Annotated in this window: 13 protein-coding genes; 6 read left to right on the forward strand and 7 right to left on the reverse strand. The window is 66.3% G+C overall.

Going from position 1 to position 15,171, the window contains the following annotated elements; genetic code table 11:
• The first annotated feature begins 56 nt into the window (after nt 1-56).
• From KZ813_RS13545 to KZ813_RS13565, 5 genes are all read left to right on the forward strand, one after another.
• On the forward strand, nt 57-2,459 hold the full coding sequence (locus KZ813_RS13545; RefSeq protein ID WP_219755515.1) for a TonB-dependent receptor: 2,403 nt from the start codon (nt 57-59) through the stop codon (nt 2,457-2,459).
• 41 nt (nt 2,460-2,500) lie between these two features.
• Nucleotides 2,501-4,036 (forward strand): M81 family metallopeptidase, encoded by a 1,536-nt coding sequence (locus KZ813_RS13550; protein WP_219755516.1) that lies wholly within the window; start codon nt 2,501-2,503, stop codon nt 4,034-4,036.
• A 26-nt stretch (nt 4,037-4,062) separates the two neighbouring features.
• Complete coding sequence (locus KZ813_RS13555) at nt 4,063-5,388, forward strand: M20/M25/M40 family metallo-hydrolase (RefSeq protein WP_258046765.1); 1,326 nt, start codon at nt 4,063-4,065, stop codon at nt 5,386-5,388.
• Nucleotides 5,389-5,818: 430 nt separating this feature from the next.
• Nucleotides 5,819-6,631, forward strand: coding sequence for an alpha/beta hydrolase (locus KZ813_RS13560; RefSeq protein ID WP_219755517.1), 813 nt, complete (start codon nt 5,819-5,821; stop codon nt 6,629-6,631).
• A 616-nt stretch (nt 6,632-7,247) separates the two neighbouring features.
• Nucleotides 7,248-7,919: an IS6 family transposase gene (locus tag KZ813_RS13565; protein ID WP_219755518.1), complete on the forward strand. Its 672-nt coding sequence runs from the start codon at nt 7,248-7,250 to the stop codon at nt 7,917-7,919.
• A gap of 183 nt (nt 7,920-8,102) precedes the next feature.
• Here the strand turns inward: KZ813_RS13565 and KZ813_RS13570 are convergent, their stop codons facing one another.
• Together KZ813_RS13570 and KZ813_RS13575 are read right to left on the reverse strand one after the other, a co-directional pair.
• Nucleotides 8,103-8,609, reverse strand: a complete 507-nt coding sequence (locus KZ813_RS13570; RefSeq protein ID WP_219755519.1) for a hypothetical protein — start codon at nt 8,607-8,609, stop codon at nt 8,103-8,105.
• A gap of 376 nt (nt 8,610-8,985) precedes the next feature.
• Nucleotides 8,986-9,474: a nuclear transport factor 2 family protein gene (locus KZ813_RS13575; RefSeq protein ID WP_308461894.1), complete on the reverse strand. Its 489-nt coding sequence runs from the start codon at nt 9,472-9,474 to the stop codon at nt 8,986-8,988.
• 284 nt (nt 9,475-9,758) lie between these two features.
• Here KZ813_RS13575 and KZ813_RS13580 point away from each other — a divergent pair, with 284 nt between their 5' ends.
• The gene (locus KZ813_RS13580; protein WP_219755520.1) at nt 9,759-11,225 is read left to right on the forward strand and encodes a deoxyribodipyrimidine photo-lyase; all 1,467 of its coding nucleotides are present in this window, start codon (nt 9,759-9,761) and stop codon (nt 11,223-11,225) included.
• Between the two features lie 439 nt (nt 11,226-11,664).
• On the opposite strand, the gene KZ813_RS13585 is transcribed toward KZ813_RS13580, so the two are convergent.
• Genes KZ813_RS13585 through KZ813_RS13605 form a run of 5 tightly spaced genes read right to left on the reverse strand, consistent with a single transcriptional unit; the run spans nt 11,665 to nt 15,125 of the window.
• Entirely contained in the window at nt 11,665-12,543 is an 879-nt protein-coding gene (locus tag KZ813_RS13585; RefSeq protein ID WP_219755521.1) for an aldo/keto reductase, read from the reverse strand.
• Complete coding sequence (locus KZ813_RS13590; protein ID WP_219755522.1) at nt 12,540-13,115, reverse strand: type 1 glutamine amidotransferase domain-containing protein; 576 nt, start codon at nt 13,113-13,115, stop codon at nt 12,540-12,542. The genes KZ813_RS13585 and KZ813_RS13590 overlap by 4 nt, the downstream gene beginning before the upstream one ends.
• 36 nt (nt 13,116-13,151) lie before the next feature.
• Nucleotides 13,152-13,472 carry an FmdB family zinc ribbon protein gene (locus KZ813_RS20490; RefSeq protein WP_219755523.1) on the reverse strand — a complete coding sequence of 107 codons (321 nt, stop codon included), beginning with the start codon at nt 13,470-13,472 and terminating at the stop codon, nt 13,152-13,154.
• A 59-nt stretch (nt 13,473-13,531) separates the two neighbouring features.
• On the reverse strand, nt 13,532-14,686 hold the full coding sequence (locus KZ813_RS13600; RefSeq protein ID WP_219755524.1) for a glutathione-independent formaldehyde dehydrogenase: 1,155 nt from the start codon (nt 14,684-14,686) through the stop codon (nt 13,532-13,534).
• A 52-nt stretch (nt 14,687-14,738) separates the two neighbouring features.
• Nucleotides 14,739-15,125 carry a putative quinol monooxygenase gene (locus tag KZ813_RS13605; protein ID WP_258046766.1) on the reverse strand — a complete coding sequence of 129 codons (387 nt, stop codon included), beginning with the start codon at nt 15,123-15,125 and terminating at the stop codon, nt 14,739-14,741.
• Between the last annotated feature and the right edge of the window lie 46 nt (nt 15,126-15,171).

Consider the following 15,171-nt stretch of genomic DNA (forward strand, 5'->3'; position numbering starts at 1 on the left):
GCATCCAACGCAGGACGAACGAAAGGACCATCGCGCTCAACGAAGGGGACAGACGCATGACCATCCGACGCCACACCGGGCTGCTGCTCGCCACCGCGGTCGTCGCCGCGCTCACCGGCGCGCCTGCCCGGGCGCAGACCGTCGATCAGGCGGAGAGCGACCCGCAGGCGGCCTCGCGCGAGCGGTTCGACGGCACCGCCGACGCTGCCGCGGAGGAAATCGTCGTCACGGGTCGCGGGAGCTCGGCCAACGGCGTGACCAACACGACGCCGGGCGGCGGCCTGATGTCGGTGCAGACCGGCACGAAGCTGCGCAGCACGGTCACGCGCGACTATATCGATCGGCAGGCGGCGACCACGAACGTCTTCACGCTGATCCGCAATCTGCCCGGCGTCGTGCTGGGCAGCGGCGACCCCTTCGGCAGCGCGCCCAACCTGACCATCCGCGGGCTGAGCCAGACGTCGCTCGGCTTCAACTTCGAGGGCATGCCGATCGGCGACCAGCTGTCGTACAGCGCCTTCCCCAGCGAGTGGGCGGACAGCGAGAACATCGGCCTGATCAACCTGACGCGCGGCTCGACCGACATCACCGCGCCGGTCTACAACTCGGTGGGCGCGCTCTTGCAGGAGGAGCTGATCGCGCCGGCGCGCTCGGCGGGCGCCTTCGCCTCGGCGAGCCTCGGCAATTACGACCTCAATCGACAGTTCCTCCGGCTGGAGACCGGTGAGATCGGCGCGTCCGGCGTGCGCGCCTTCGTGTCGGGCTCGCGCACGTACAACCGCAGCTGGCGCGGCCCGGGGCGGACCGAGCGCCACCACATCGACAGCAAGATCGTCAAAGAATTCGCGTCGGGCGACGTGATCTCGCTGGTGGCGACCTACAATGAGGAGAAGTCTGACCGTTCGCGCAATCCGACGCTGGCGCAATACCGGCAGTTCGGTCGCGACTTCAACTTCGATGCCAGCTACAGCGTCGATCCGGCGACCGGTGTCGGCAATCCCAATTACTATCGGTTGCGGGTCGCCGATCGCCAGAGCCTCTATGTCAGTGCGCCGTCCAGCTTCAAGCTCACCGACCGGCTCGACATCGTCGCCACGCCCTATTTCCTCTACACGCACGGCATCATCAACGGCGCGAGCAACCTGAACCTGCGCACCGCCTTCTATGGCAATCAGCCGGCCGGGCCGTTGCAGGCGCCCGGCGCTGTCGCCGGTCAGGCGATCGCGACGGTGATGAACGTCGATCGCTACGATCAGAAGACCTATGGCCAGAACAGCTACCTGCGCTGGAACGTCGGGCTTGCGCAGCTGCGGCTCGGCTATTGGTACTCGCATTTCGTCCACGACGAGAAAGCCGCTTTCCAGGTCGCCGACGCGGAGGGGGGCGTCCGGGATCCCTATGGCGACCGCGGCTCGGTGCTGACCGCGGGCGGCGACACGTTCCGCAACTTCGCCGCGCGGATCGAGCAGAACGTCCACGGCGTGTACGCGGACATGACGGTGAAACTCGACGACGACCGGCTACTCGTGAACACGGGCTTCAAATACGTCTGGGTCGACCGCACGTCGCGCAGCCCGCTGCCCGGCAGCGCGATGCGGACCGAGAGCCTGAGCCAGCGCCCGCTGCCTCAGGCATCGATCCGCTACAGCGTCGACGACAAGAACCAGCTTTTCGCCGACATCACCACCGCGTTCCGCGCGCCCTCGGCGGTGTCGTCCTACGTCAACATCTACAATGCGGCGACCGGCGTGCCGTCCAGCACGCCGTCAGGCAATTACACGCCGGAATACTCGCTCGGTCAGGAGATCGGCTTCCGCCACCACGGCGACCTCGTCCATTTTACCGTGGCCGCGTTCAACTACGACCTGACCGACCGGCTGGTGCAGGGCAGCCAGATCGTCAACGGCACCAGCGTCGGCTTCGCGGTCAATGTCGGTGACCAGTCCGCGCGCGGCGTGGAGGCGGAGATCGGGCTGGTGCCGTGGCACGGGTTCAGCCCCTATGTCTCGGGTCAGTATCTCGACGCGACGACGAAGGACGACTACCCCGTGCGCGGCGTCTTCCTCCCGACTGCGGGCAAGCGCGCGGTGCTCAGCCCCGAATGGGTCACCTCGGCGGGGCTGAGCTACGACGACGGGTCGTTCTTCGCCTCGGTCGAGGGCACCTATATCAGCGACCAATATTCGACCTTCATGAACGACGAGGTGCTGCCCGGCTTCGCGACCGCCAACGCGAGCATCGGCTACCGCTTCGAGTCGATCGGCTTCGTCAAGAAGCCGCAGCTGCAGCTCAACCTCACCAACATCGCCGACAAGAAGTACCTATCCGGCATCCAGGGCGTCACCTCGAACGCGCAGGCGACCGCGAGCCGACAGGGCAACGTGATCGCCGGGTCGGCACCCACCTACCTGATCGGCGGCGGCTTCGGCATCACCGGCTCGATCAGCGCCGCCTTCTGACCCCGCCTACCTCTCTGTACGCGACCGAGGAGACCCTCATCATGCGACGTCGAACCTTCCTGGCCTCTACCACCGCGGGCGCGCTCGCGGCGAGTGGCACATCGCGAGCGCAGATCGTACCGCGCTACCGGCGTGTGCCGCGCATCGCGGTCGGCGGCATCGCGTCCGAATGCAGCACGTACAGCCGCATCCGCGCCCGGCTGGAGAATTTCACCGTGCTGCGCGGCGACGCGATCTTGGAGAACGAGCGCTTCACCTTCCTGCGGCGCTACGACGTGCCTTTCCTGCCGACGCTCGTCGCCAACGCCGGTTCGGGCGGACCCATCGCGCGCGACGCCTATGACGCGCTCAAGGCGGAATATCTCCAGCGACTGCGCGCGCTGCTGCCGCTCGACGGGGTCTATCTGGCGATGCACGGCGCGATGTTCGTCGAGGGCATGCAGGACGCGGAGGGCGACTGGTACGAGGCCACCCGCCAAGTCGTGGGACCGGACTGCCTGCTGTCGGCGAGCTACGACCTGCACGGCAACGTCAGCCAGCGGATCGTCGACAATCTCGACGCGATCACCGCCTATCGCACCGCGCCGCACGTCGACCGGGTCGAGAACACGATGCGCGCGACCGACATGCTGACGCACTGCCTGCGCTACGGCCTGCGCCCTGGGATCGTCTGGGCGACGATCCCGGTCGGGCTGGCGGGTGAGCAGAGCAGCACCGAGTGGGACCCCGGCCGCCGACTCTGGGCCGATCTGAGCGAGTACAACCGTCAGGCCGGCGTGCTCGATGTCTCGCAGCTGGTCGGCTACGTCTGGGCCGACGAGCCGCGCTCGGCGGCGTCCGTGTGCGTGACTGGCACCGACCCGGCGATGCAGGCGCGGATCGCGGTCGAGCTCGCCTCGCGCTACTGGGACGCGCGCCGCGACTTCAAGTTTGGTAGTCCGACGGGTACGATCGAGGAGACGATCGCGACCGCGATGGCGGCGACCACCAGGCCGGTGGTGATCTCCGACTCCGGCGACAATCCGGGTGGGGGCGGCAATGCCGATCAGTCGCTGTTCCTCCAGGCGCTGCTGAAGGCCGGCGCGCGCGAGGTGCTGCTGGGCGGGATGACCGACCGGCCCGCGACCGACGCCTGCTACGCCGCGGGCGTCGGCAAGACGATCCCGCTCTGTGTCGGCGGCTCGCTCGACCCCGTGGCGAGCAGCCCGGTCCCGGTGACTGCCACGGTCAAGTATCTGGCGACGGTCAACGATCCGGCCGAGCGCGAGGCGGTGATCGCGTTTGACGGCATCACCATGACGCTCTCCTCCAAGCGCCGCGCCTACCACGCCGCCGAAGCCTTCCGCGCGCTCGGCCTCGAGCCGTCGGCGTTCAAGATCGTGGTGCTCAAATGCGGCTATCTCAACCCGACGATGAAGCCGCTCGCCAACCCGCACCTGATGGCGCTGTCGCCGGGCGCGATCGACCAGGACATCCCGCACATCGCCAATCGGCACCGCGTGCCCACCTTCCCCTGGGTGGCGGACCTTCGTTATGCTCCGCGGCCGTACCGCTCGGCACGGATCGGTCGGGCGTGACGCGGGTCATCAAGGAGAAGAGAGCGATGCGACGCAGCCACACGACGGCGCGGCAGGTCGGACGCGTGATGCTGACCGGCTCGATGCTCTGCGCCGTGGCCGCGCGCGCGCAGGTCGCGGCGCCCCCGACGCGGGCCGCGGACGTCGCGATCGTGCACGCGCTGCGCGAGCGCGGCGACTATCGCGCCGCCGTACGGGCCCTGGAGCAAGAGCATGATCGATGGGTCGAGACGATCGTGCAGCTCACCGAGATATCGGCGCCGCCGTTCAAGGAGGCGGCCCGCGCGCGCGCCTATGCCGCCATGTTCAAGGAGGCGGGGCTCAGCGACGTCCGGATCGACGAGGTGGGCAACGTCCTGGGGCTGCGCCGCGGCACCGGCGTTCCCGGCGGCAAGATGGTGATCATGGCGGCGCACCTCGACACGGTCTTCCCCGCCGGGACACCGGTCACGGTGCGGCGCGACGGCACGCGGCTCCACGCGCCGGGCGTCGGCGACGACTCGACCGGGCTGGCCACCCAGCTCAGCCTGATCCGCGCGATGGCGGCGGCGAAGATCGCGACGCCGCTCGACATCCTCTTCGTGGGCAATGTCGGCGAGGAGGGGCTGGGCGACCTGCGCGGGGTGCGACACCTCTTCTCGCAGCCCGCGTACCGCAACCGCGCCGCCGCCTTCTTCTCGATCGACGGCGCGGCCGAGGACGGCTTCACCGTCGGCGGGGTGGGCTCCAAGCGCTATCGCCTCGTTTTCAAGGGACCCGGCGGTCACAGCTACGGCGCGTTCGGGCTCGTCAACCCGATGGCGGCGATGGCGGCCACGGTCACGGGCCTGTACGCGCTGCCGACGCCGTCCGACCCGAAGACGACGTACAGCGCGAGCGTCGTGGGCGGGGGCACCTCGGTCAACGCGATCCCGCGTGAGGTCACGCTGGAGGTTGACATGCGCTCGGAGAGTGCCGCCGAGCTCGCCAAGCTCGAGCGCGACTTCCTCGCAGTGGTCGATCGCTCGGTGATTGCGGAGAACGCGGCGCGCTCGGTGAAGCAGGGTGCGGTCACGGTCGAGAAGGTGCCGGTCGGCGACCGGCCCGCGGGCGCCACCCCGGTGACCGACCCGCTCATCCGGCTCGGCGTCGCCGCCTATCGCGAAGAGAAGATCGCGCCGCGGCTGACCAGCAGTTCGACCGACGCCAACGTCCCGATGAGCCTGAGCATCCCCGCCGTGACGCTGTCGCGCGCCGCGACCGGCGATCGCGGCCACTCGCCCGACGAGTGGATCGACACGGCGAAAGTCCCATCCCAACGGGTGAAGCGTCTCGATCTGCTCTTCCTTCTCGCCGCGGCGGGCCTGCGGTGAGGAGAGGTGCGGTTCGGCCGGCCGCACGCCGCCGCGCCTGATGGTGCGTGCTCGATTATGCGCGCGGCACTAGCAACTTCGATAATACCCTTCTTCGCGGTTTAAGATCGGTATGAACGAGTGTCCGGGGCTAGGAAGTCGGCGGGGGCCCTTGCGTGACCGGTTATGCGTCGGAGCGGCAGAGAGGAGACGATCCGTCCCGCGCGACGGCGGATGTTTGCGTCAGCAAGCCTCCGCCATAGGATTGGATATGAGTCGAGCGCAGTGGACAAGTCAGTTAAAGCGGCGTGACTTGATCGCCGGCGCGGCGGGAGCGGCGCTGGTGAGCATGCTGCCAGCGAGCCTCCAGGCACAGCCGTCCGCTGGCCGGTTGCTGGCGGTGAGGGGGACCCGCATCTGGGTCACGGACACAGGGCCTCGCGGCGCCCCCGTGTTCCTCTACGTCCACGGCGGTCCCGGGATCGGCGCGCTAGAGTTCGAGCACTACATGGTTCCCGCGCTGGCGGGCAGGGTTCGATTGGTCAGCGTGGATCAGCGCGGCGTACTTCGCTCCGACGCGCTTCCTGCCGGTACAAACGTGACGGTCGACGATCTCATCGCCGATCTCGAGGCTGTTCGGAGCGCGCTGGCAGTGCCGCGTTGGCACGTGCTGGGACACAGCTTCGGCGGCATGGTCGCTCTACGCTACGCGCTGGCGCACCCGAACCGCGTGCAGCGTCTTGTACTAGAATGCCCATCCATTGATCTTGCCAGCTCGTTCCGCTGGCTGTGCGCGGCGGCAGCGCAGCTTCTAAATGGATTTGAACCCGCAAAGGCGTTGCAGGCGACACGACTGGCAGACCCGTCCACTCCGCTGGACGACGGCTTCATCAGCCAGATGGATGAGCTGCTTGCGGCGCTGGGTGGAAGGCGCCAGGACCTCTACGTCAGCAACCCGCGAAACCGTGACATCTTCTCACGCCTTGCTGCAACCGCCGGTCTTTCGGAAAGCCGTTGGAGGCAGGGCGCCGTTCCCGGCAAGTCGCTCCTGGCGCAACCCTCGACGCGCCGCCCGATGCTATCTGCCATAGAGCAGTGGGTTGGGCCGCTGCTTCTGATCCGTGGCGATGGTGACCACGTCACCAGCCCAGCGGAACTCGTCGCCGTTGCAAAAGCGGGCGGAAAGATCGTCACCGTCCCCGATGCAGGGCACTTCGTCCACGTCGAACAGCCTGGCGCGTTGGCGAAGCTCCTTTCGCAGTAGCCGCTGCGAACCATGGCAACACGTGCTTGCGCGTCATGCACGCAAGCTGGTCTGGGAAAGACCGTCGATCAAGTATGAACGAACGTCCAAAAGCAGGCATTGATCATGCTGCTCGGAATGTCCGCAACTCGGTCAACCTGACATTTGGCTCATGACCGTTTGCATAGCGACGCAGTTTCGGCCACCCGAAACAACGGGCGTTGGATGCGGGTAGGCGATCGGCCCGGCGAAGTCCGGTATGCTCGCCGACTAGGTCGTGGTCGCGGGGGATCCCAACAGCGACCTTGCAGCGCTCCGCCGAGTTCGGGCGGCATTGAAGTAGGGCGCGGACACGACGCTATATAGAAGAGCCTCCAAGTCGGCAACGTACTCGCGTTCCCAACCTTGCTGCGAGTAGCTGATCCGAAAAAAGGTGTGCGCCAAATCGAGTCGTCTTCCGCGTGTTCCGGCGGTAGTGCGTGAACATGGCCCGCGTCGCCGCTCCGATCACCTTCGTCACCGAATCGCCAGCGGTCGACGCCGCCACGTTCGCGCGCGAGATCGCGGGAGGCTATGCCCCGATCGGGCTCTGTCAAAGCTAATGCACCTGCGGCGCTCACCGGGGTAGGGGAGTGGCATGCCGCGCCCCCGCAAGCCAGCCAGCCCGTTCCGCTACTTCAACTCGTCACCCGAGGTGATCCGGCTGGTGGTGCTGATGTACGTGCGCTTTCCGCTGTCGCCGCGGAACGTCGAGGACCTGCTGTTCGAGCGCGGTATCGACATTTGCCACGAGATAGTGAGGCTGTGGTGGAACAGGTTCGGTCCGCTGTTCGCGGGTGAGGTGCGGCGCCAGCGGGTGAGCCACATGCGCGGCCTCCGTAATTGGCGCTGGCACCTGGACGAGATGTACGTGAAGCTCAATGGCAAGATGGTCTACCTGTGGCGAGCGGTGGATCACGAGGGCGAGATCCTCGAGAGCTACGTCACTCAGACGCGCGACAAGAAGGCTGCGCTCGCGTTCATGAAGAGGGCGCTCAAGCACCACGGCGCGCCCGAGGCGATCACCACCAACGGCCTACGCTCCTACGGTGCGGCGCCGAGCGAACTCGGCGCCCGCGAGAAGCAGGAGGTGGGTCGCTGCGCCAACAACCGGGTGGAGAACTCTCACCTGCCGTTCAGGCGACGAGAACGGGCGATGCTGCGGTTCCGGCAGATGCGAACGTTACAGAAGTTCGCCTCGGTCCACGCCAACGTCCACAACCACTTCAATCACGAACGCCACCTCGTCGACCGCCAGACCTACAAGTAGCGCCGCTCCGCGGCGCTGGCAGCGTGTCAGGCGCTCGTCAGCTGATCCGACGCGAGCCGAGGGCGAGATGCATCGTGTAGAGGCGAGTTCGCGTTAGACTGACAGCACCCGAGCGTAAGAAGCGGACGTTCCGCTAACGCCCAATGAAGACCCGTCAGCGGAGGCTTCCCTGCGTCGCGCTCATCAGTCGCCCTGTTCGCTCTCGCTCGGTCTCGTCGCCTGATCATTTCCGCAACGCTGCGACAGGCGTGTCAGCTTGCGAAAGCGCGGACTGGGCGAGGTGGGAGAGTGCCAGAGAGTGCGGTGCGCAGCGTCGGGGCCGAGCACATTAAGGTCACCGGCTTCGTCGACGAAGTAGCGCTGCGACAGCCAGCCGTTCTCGTCCTGCCAGGTCTCAGCAGGATCGAAGCCTTCATCAAGGTCGAACGTTCGGGCGCAATGTCGTTTCTCAATGAGAATGTGGTGGTCTGGTGATGGCCAGCCCATCCATCGCGCGCGTTCCGGACGTATCCATTGGCTTTCGCCATTGGGGCCTCGGCGGACGACAGCTCTCACGTCATCGAAGCTCTTGTTTTCGATGAGGAGCTTGATTGCCCTTGAGCACGATCCGAGCAGTACGGGTGCGAGCAGGAGGAAGGCAAGACTCGGAGTGTCAATCACCTTTTCCCACCGTTTGATGCGATCGGCCATGCACTAACGTAGCGCGAGATGAGTTGCCGCGCGAGCGTGATCCGATCCAATAACGTCGTGACCTGCAGGGCGGAGCAGCCGCGTATATTAGATCCGACGTGCGATACGACGCCACCCTGTTTGGCGCCCGCCACTCGCCCTAGCTGCCCCTCAGCGAGCGTCCGCTTAATAACTGGCGACCGCCAGAAGGCGGACGGACTGGCAACCTGCCAAATCCGGCCGGCCGGGCAGCTGCGCGGAACGCCCGGAAGGCTCGAGCAGCGAGATGAACGAGCGGCCGGAGTTGGGAAGCGGGGATGGGCGCCTGAGTGACCGGAATTGGGTCTCAGCACGGCGAAGGAGAGGGCGCCTGACCTTGCCTTAGGAACGCGTGCAGTCAATTCGTTCCCCGATGCGAGTAGCTGAATACGCGCGCCAGTCGCCAGCCGTCTGGCGCACGCTGCCATAGCTGGACGAAATGCGCCGTTCCGACCTTCCGCTTTGCGCCATCCCCCTTGCCTTCGTAGAAGTCGTGGTCGCCTTCCTCGATGGCTCCGAAGCCTGGCACGGCCTCGACGCGCAGGGAGGGTTCAACCAGCTCACGCCGATGACGCCAGCCATCTGGCTTGGCAGCTGCGGTACATGACTTCATGTAATCTTCCAGGAACACCGCTGCCCCTCCGGCCAGCTTGCCACCTTTATCGTGATACATCTCGAAGTCGGGCGTGAGATAGCCGGCCACGACCTGACGATCGCAGCGCTCGAAGAATGCGGCGAAAAAGGCAGCGTCGCGCATCCTGATCTCGGCAGTAAGCGCGGGACCGGTCGGCGGCACGACGAGTGCGGCTGCAGCAGCGGCTTGCGCGAGGGCATGCAATACGGACACGGCTTAGCTCCCGAGGTGTATTGCCATACTAACACAGCAACGACGTTGCTCAAAGGGCTTCTCGCAGCCGGGGGGTAGCTGAATTTTTGCACGACAGGCGGCTCTCGACATCAAGGAGCCCGAGGCTCCACCCATTCAGTGAGGTGAGTTCGTTCCGGCGGGCTGTGGATGCCATACGGTCGTGTCACAATTGCGAAATCGATCAGAGAGAGTCTGCTCGTTTGCGCGAGGGTTGAGCGGCTTTCGCTTCTACGGCGTTGGCGCTGAAGCAAGGAGAACGTTCAGTGACCACCGGGGTCCTCACCGAAGCGTGGAACGAGGCGCCGCGAGTGCGCCTGCTCGCCGATCGCCCTGTGGCGCCAGGTGGCCGCTACGTCCTCTGCTGGCTACAGCAGGCACTGCGAGCCCGAGACAATCCAGTCGTCGACGCAGCGGTCCGGTTGGGGAATGCGCTAGGGCTACCCGTCCTGGTCTACCACGGCGTGCGGGAGGATTACCCTTACGCGTCCGATCGGCTGCACCGCTTCATCCTGGGAGCGAGCGTGGATCTCGCCGCCGGTTGTCGCGAGCGAGGGCTCGCGTGCGTGCAACACGTCGATCGCGCCGGACGACGGGAAAAGGGGTTGATTCATCGCCTCGCCGCAGAGGCCGCGGCAGTGGTGCTGGAAGATCAACCGACGTTTGTCGCGCGCTGGCAGGCGGAGCGGGTCGCGGCGCGGGCCAAGGTGGCGGTACTCGCCGTCAACGCCGCCTGCCTGGTACCGCCGGCATTGATCGGCGACGATGTTCGCGGTCGATACGGTTTCCTACGGCGGCATGAGCCGGAGCGCGCTGCCTGGTCGACGTGGTCTGACGAGAGCGCCGACGTGGCGCCTTACACGGGCCACCTGCCGTTCACGCCCGAACTGCTTGAGAATTGCAACCTCGACGATCTGGTCGCGAGCCTCGACATCGACCATTCCCTACCGGTCAGCGAGATGCATCCGCCGGGCCGTGCCGCAGCGAGCGAGCGCCTGGCCCGCTTGGTCGACGAGGTCCTACCCGTCTACGCTGCAGCCCGGAACGATGCCACACGAAGCGAGAGCGCCAGCGGTCTCTCCCCCTATCTGCACTTCGGCGTGCTCGGTCCGCGCGAGATCATGGCAGCGGTGAGCGGCGCTTCGGCGGGCGGGCAGCACAAGCAGAAGTTCGCAGACGAACTGCTCGGCTGGCGTGAGTGGTTCCACTATCAGGCCACACAGCTGGCGGCGCCGGAACGATACGACCGCGTCGCTGGCTGGGCTCGCCGCACGCTGGCGGACCATGCCGTCGACCCTCGACCCAACATGGAGACGCTCACCGCCATGTTGGCGGGAGAGACGAGCGATCAGACGTGGAACGCGTGTCAGCGACAGTTCCTCATCGATGGCTGGATGCACAACAACCTGCGCATGTACTGGGCCAAGCGGATCATCGCGATGACGGCCAGCCCAGAGGCCGCGTGGGCCACCGCCTGCTACCTCAACGATCGGCTAAGCCTCGATGGTCGCGATCCGAGCACTTACGGTAATATCGCCGCCATGTTCGCCGGATCACCGTCCGATCGAGAAAGACCGATCTACGGGCGCGTGGCAACACGCAGTGACGGTTCCACGCGGAAGAGGGAGGGCGGCGACGCATGGCTCGCGGCGTCAGCGATCCGGCCAGCGCCAACGCCGGTTCTCGGAGACGTGCCGGTGGACCCGTATCTGACCGGTGAGCCGGCGATCTAAGCATTACGTCAAAGCGCGATCACGAGAGTCGACGTGAACGAACGACCGCTTCCAGGAAGCGGTCTGAAACCGTGCAGTGACCGCTATTGGGTCCTCGGCACAAGAGGGCAGGGGCCGCAAGCGCCCACAATCGGCCGTTCACGCCAGCTTTGACGCTGCCCGTAAGGAGACGTTCATTCAGGCAGCGGTGTTGCCCGGAGGGGCTGATCGCTGATAATCGGTCGACTGAAGGCAAAGCTTCCGAAGGTGCGATGAGTAACCTGAGCGAGGCAAGTACTTTAACGTAGCCATGCCGATAAAGCTTGGGCGAGTTCGGATGGCTTGCTCTGCAATTGTCACATCGTTTGGTGGGGCTGTCCGCGCCTTTCGGCATGAATAGCACGTGCGCAGGAGGTGAAGGTCCTAGTGACCGTTCGTCAGGCTTGTCCCGCCACATTTACTACAGCATGGGAAGCCGACGCGGCGGTGGTCCGGATGGAAAGGCCGTGTCGATCCGGTCGAGTTCGGCTTCAGTCAGCTCCAGCAGGCCGGCGCCCGCGTTCTCGGTGACATGATCCGCGTTTGAAGCTTTGGGAATGGTGAAGCTGAACGGGTGCCGAACCAGGAAGCGGAGCGCCACCTGGCGCGGCGTCGCCCCGTGATCGGCGGCAATTGCCGCCAGTACCCGCCCGGCGGGAGAACGCGCTTCGGGGAAGCTGCCATGGCCGAACGGGCTGTAGGCGACGGTTGCGATGCCGTGCCTCTCGCACCATGGCAGCACCGCATATTCGATCGCGCGTTCCTCCAGATTGTAGAGGACCTGATTGCACGCGATTCGACCCTCGCCGCCCGCGTTCCACGCTGCCTTCAGGTCGGGCACGTCGAAGTTGCTCACCCCCCAGGAGAGGATCTTGCCCTGTTCGCGTAGCCGCTCGAAGCCGGCGAACGTCTCCTCCAGCGGGTGTGAACCAGGCCAGTGCAGGAGGTAACAGTCCAGCCGGTCGGTGCGCAGGCGCGCGAGCGACCGCTCGCAGGCCGCCACCGTCCCGGCACGAGAGGCATTGCTCGGCACCACCTTCGAGACCAGAAAGACCTCGTCACGCCGGCCCGCAATGGCCTCGCCGACGACCGTTTCGGCCTCTCCATACATCTCGGCCGTATCGATATGCGTCATGCCGAGATCGAGGCCCCGGCGCAGCGCGGCGATGGCCGTCGGCCGATGCGCGTCGTCGATATACCAGGTGCCCTGGCCGATCACCGCGACGTCGAGCGCGGCGTCACCGAACGGCCGGCGCTCGATCCCTTCTTGCCCCGGCAGCGGGCGATCCGCGACCCTCATTCGCCGGCCGCCTGCCGCGATGGTCCGCGTGCTGCGGCGAACAGCGCGATCGCCTCGCGGTTGAAGGCGGGGATGTCGTCGGGCTTGCGGCTGGTGACCAGACCCTGATCGACAACGACGTCCCTGTCGATCCACGCCGCACCCGCATTCTCGAGATCGGTCTTGAGCGAGGGCCACGAGGTTAACCGCCGCCCGCGCGCCGCCCCCGCTTCGATGATCGTCCAAGGCCCGTGACAGATCGAGGCGACGGGCTTGCCGGCATCGAAGAACGCCCTCGCGAACGCGACCGCGCCCGGCAGCGTCCGCAGCGCATCGGGATTGATGACGCCGCCCGGGAGCAGGAGCGCGTCGAACGCATCCGGGCGAGCGTCGTCGAGGTGAACGTCGACGGGAAACGTGTCACCCCAATCCGTGAAGTCCCAGGCCTTCACTTCGCCGCCCATGGGCGACACGAGCGTGGTGTCGGCGCCCGCGGCGTCCAGCGCGTTGCGCGGTTCGGTCATCTCGACCTGCTCGAAGCCGTCCGTCACCAGGATCGCCACCTTGAGGCCGCTTAGCGTCTGCGAGGCCATGTCGTTCTCCGATTCAGGTTCGGGGTCTGACTGCGGTTACCGTTCGCGCCGGGGCAGTGGGCCGTTCGAGGCGAAGACTCGACCTTTCGAGACCAGCGCGCCCGGGATGGGCGCCCGGCGCACGCAACACCCGCACCCGGCGGGATGCGCCGTCCGGGGCATGGGATCGCTCTTCCTCTCGCGTTCGACGGAGGTTCGCAGGCCGGTTTCGCCACTCGCAAGGGCGGGTGCGCCGAGCAGGGTTCGCGCCGCCGGCGCGGCGCAGGCCGGGCAGTCGCATGGCTCGCGATACTGGGCCATCGGTCGCATCGCCGTGAACGGCCCGCATTCGGCACAGCGATAGTCATAGATCGGCATGGCGTTCCTCGATGATCCGAAAGGGCGGCGGAGCGGCCGCGGCCGCCCCGCCTTCGGCGTCACGCGGCGTTTTTGAGCACCACCTTGGTCCAGCCATCGTCCCGATCGTCGAAATGCTGGTATGCGGCCGGCGCCTCGTTCAGCGCGAGCGCGTGCGACACGATGAAGGAGGGTTTGGCGCGCCCGGCGAAGATCAGGTCGCGCAATTGCCGGTTGTAGGCCTTGACGTTGCACTGGCCTGTTCCGATCGACTGCCCCTTGAACCAGCACAGGCCATAGTCGAACACGATCTCACCCTGCGCGTAGAGCGGCTCCTGCGGCGCCGGGTCCTGTGGCACGAACACACCGACGACGCCGATACCGCCGGTGAACTTCACCGACTTCACCAGATCGTTCATCGTCATGTTGGGGTGCTCCTGCCCCTGTGGGTCATGCGCCTGGTAGCCGACGCATTCGCAGCCGCGGTCGGCACCTTCGCCGTTGGTCAGGTCTAGTACCCGATCCACTGCGGGACCCTTCGAATCGTCGATGGCGATGGCGCCGATCGATTCGGCCAGCCGCAGCCGGTCGGGATGGCGGTCGACCACCATGACCATCGCCGCGCCCTTTATCATGGCCGAATAGGCGGCCATCAGGCCGACCGGTCCCGCGCCATAGATGACGATCGTCTCGCCGGGACGCAGGCCGGCCAGCTCGGTGCAGTGCCAGCCGGTCGGGAAGATGTCGGCCAGCATCACATAGTCGTTCTGCCGTTCCTGCGCGTCCGGCGGCAGCTTGAGGCAATTATAGTCGCCATAAGGAACCCGCAGCAGTTCGGCCTGGCCACCCCGATACGGCCCCATGCCGGCGAAGCCATAGGCGGCACCCGCCATGTTGGGGAAAACGCTGCGGTCCGCCGTGGTCACGCAGAAGGCGCTCAAGCCGCGTTCGCAATTCCGGCAGAACCCGCAGCCAATATTGAAGGGGACGGCGACCCAGTCGCCAACCTTCACGCGATCGACCGCGCTGCCCACCTCGATCACCTGTCCCAGATTCTCGTGCCCGAATACGCCGCCCGGCTGGAAGTCGGTGCGCCCCTCGTACATGTGGAGGTCGGAGCCGCAGATGTTGGTGCTGGTGATCCTGACCAGCACGTCGGTCGGCTTCTCGATCACCGCGTCGGGAACGTCCTGCACCGCCACGTCGCGGGGCCCGTTATAGACGACTGCTTTCATGACATCCTCCTTGTCGATACCGATGATGCGCTGGATGGGTGAGACCGGATCGTCAGTGGTTCACCTGACCGCTTTGACCGGGCAGCTTGAAAGCGAGCACGTCGGCGTGCTCGATCTGGGGCGGGCTCGCGAACAGCTCGGGCGTGCGAGCGACGAGCGCGCGTCCAACCTTGCCGGCAAGATGGACAAGGCGGCCCGCGTCGTTGGGGAAGGTATCGAAGATCGCGAAGTCTTCCCGAGCGAACCGCACGGCGTACCAGGTTCTCGTGTCGTGCTCCTCCAAGACCGCTTCCAGCCCACCGCGCAGAAAGGCGTCGACCTCGTCGCCCTTCCCCGGCTTCGCCGTCAGGCGGACGAACAGAGCCTTGGCCACTCCCGCTCTTGGCCGATCGGTCGGCGCGGCGGTGCTACGCGATGTGTCAGATGCGGTGTCGTCCATACCAAGCTCCTTCAGGTGTCAGGACGGTCTTGCAGGCATCGCGAGC

It is taken from the genome of Sphingomonas folli, assembly GCF_019429525.1.
Taxonomy (GTDB): domain Bacteria; phylum Pseudomonadota; class Alphaproteobacteria; order Sphingomonadales; family Sphingomonadaceae; genus Sphingomonas; species Sphingomonas folii.

Bases quoted from the DNA above. Each gene is read 5' to 3' on its own strand.
- KZ813_RS13545 (WP_219755515.1), top strand. From the start codon at position 57: ATGACCATCCGACGCCACACCGGGCTGCTGCTCGCCACCGCGGTCGTC.
- KZ813_RS13550 (WP_219755516.1), top strand. From the start codon at position 2,501: ATGCGACGTCGAACCTTCCTGGCCTCTACCACCGCGGGCGCGCTCGCG.
- KZ813_RS13555 (WP_258046765.1), top strand. From the start codon at position 4,063: ATGCGACGCAGCCACACGACGGCGCGGCAGGTCGGACGCGTGATGCTG.
- KZ813_RS13565 (WP_219755518.1), top strand. From the start codon at position 7,248: ATGCCGCGCCCCCGCAAGCCAGCCAGCCCGTTCCGCTACTTCAACTCG.
- KZ813_RS13570 (WP_219755519.1), bottom strand. From the start codon at position 8,609: ATGGCCGATCGCATCAAACGGTGGGAAAAGGTGATTGACACTCCGAGT.
- KZ813_RS13585 (WP_219755521.1), bottom strand. From the start codon at position 12,543: ATGAGGGTCGCGGATCGCCCGCTGCCGGGGCAAGAAGGGATCGAGCGC.
- KZ813_RS13590 (WP_219755522.1), bottom strand. From the start codon at position 13,115: ATGGCCTCGCAGACGCTAAGCGGCCTCAAGGTGGCGATCCTGGTGACG.
- KZ813_RS20490 (WP_219755523.1), bottom strand. From the start codon at position 13,472: ATGCCGATCTATGACTATCGCTGTGCCGAATGCGGGCCGTTCACGGCG.
- KZ813_RS13600 (WP_219755524.1), bottom strand. From the start codon at position 14,686: ATGAAAGCAGTCGTCTATAACGGGCCCCGCGACGTGGCGGTGCAGGAC.
- KZ813_RS13605 (WP_258046766.1), bottom strand. From the start codon at position 15,125: ATGGACGACACCGCATCTGACACATCGCGTAGCACCGCCGCGCCGACC.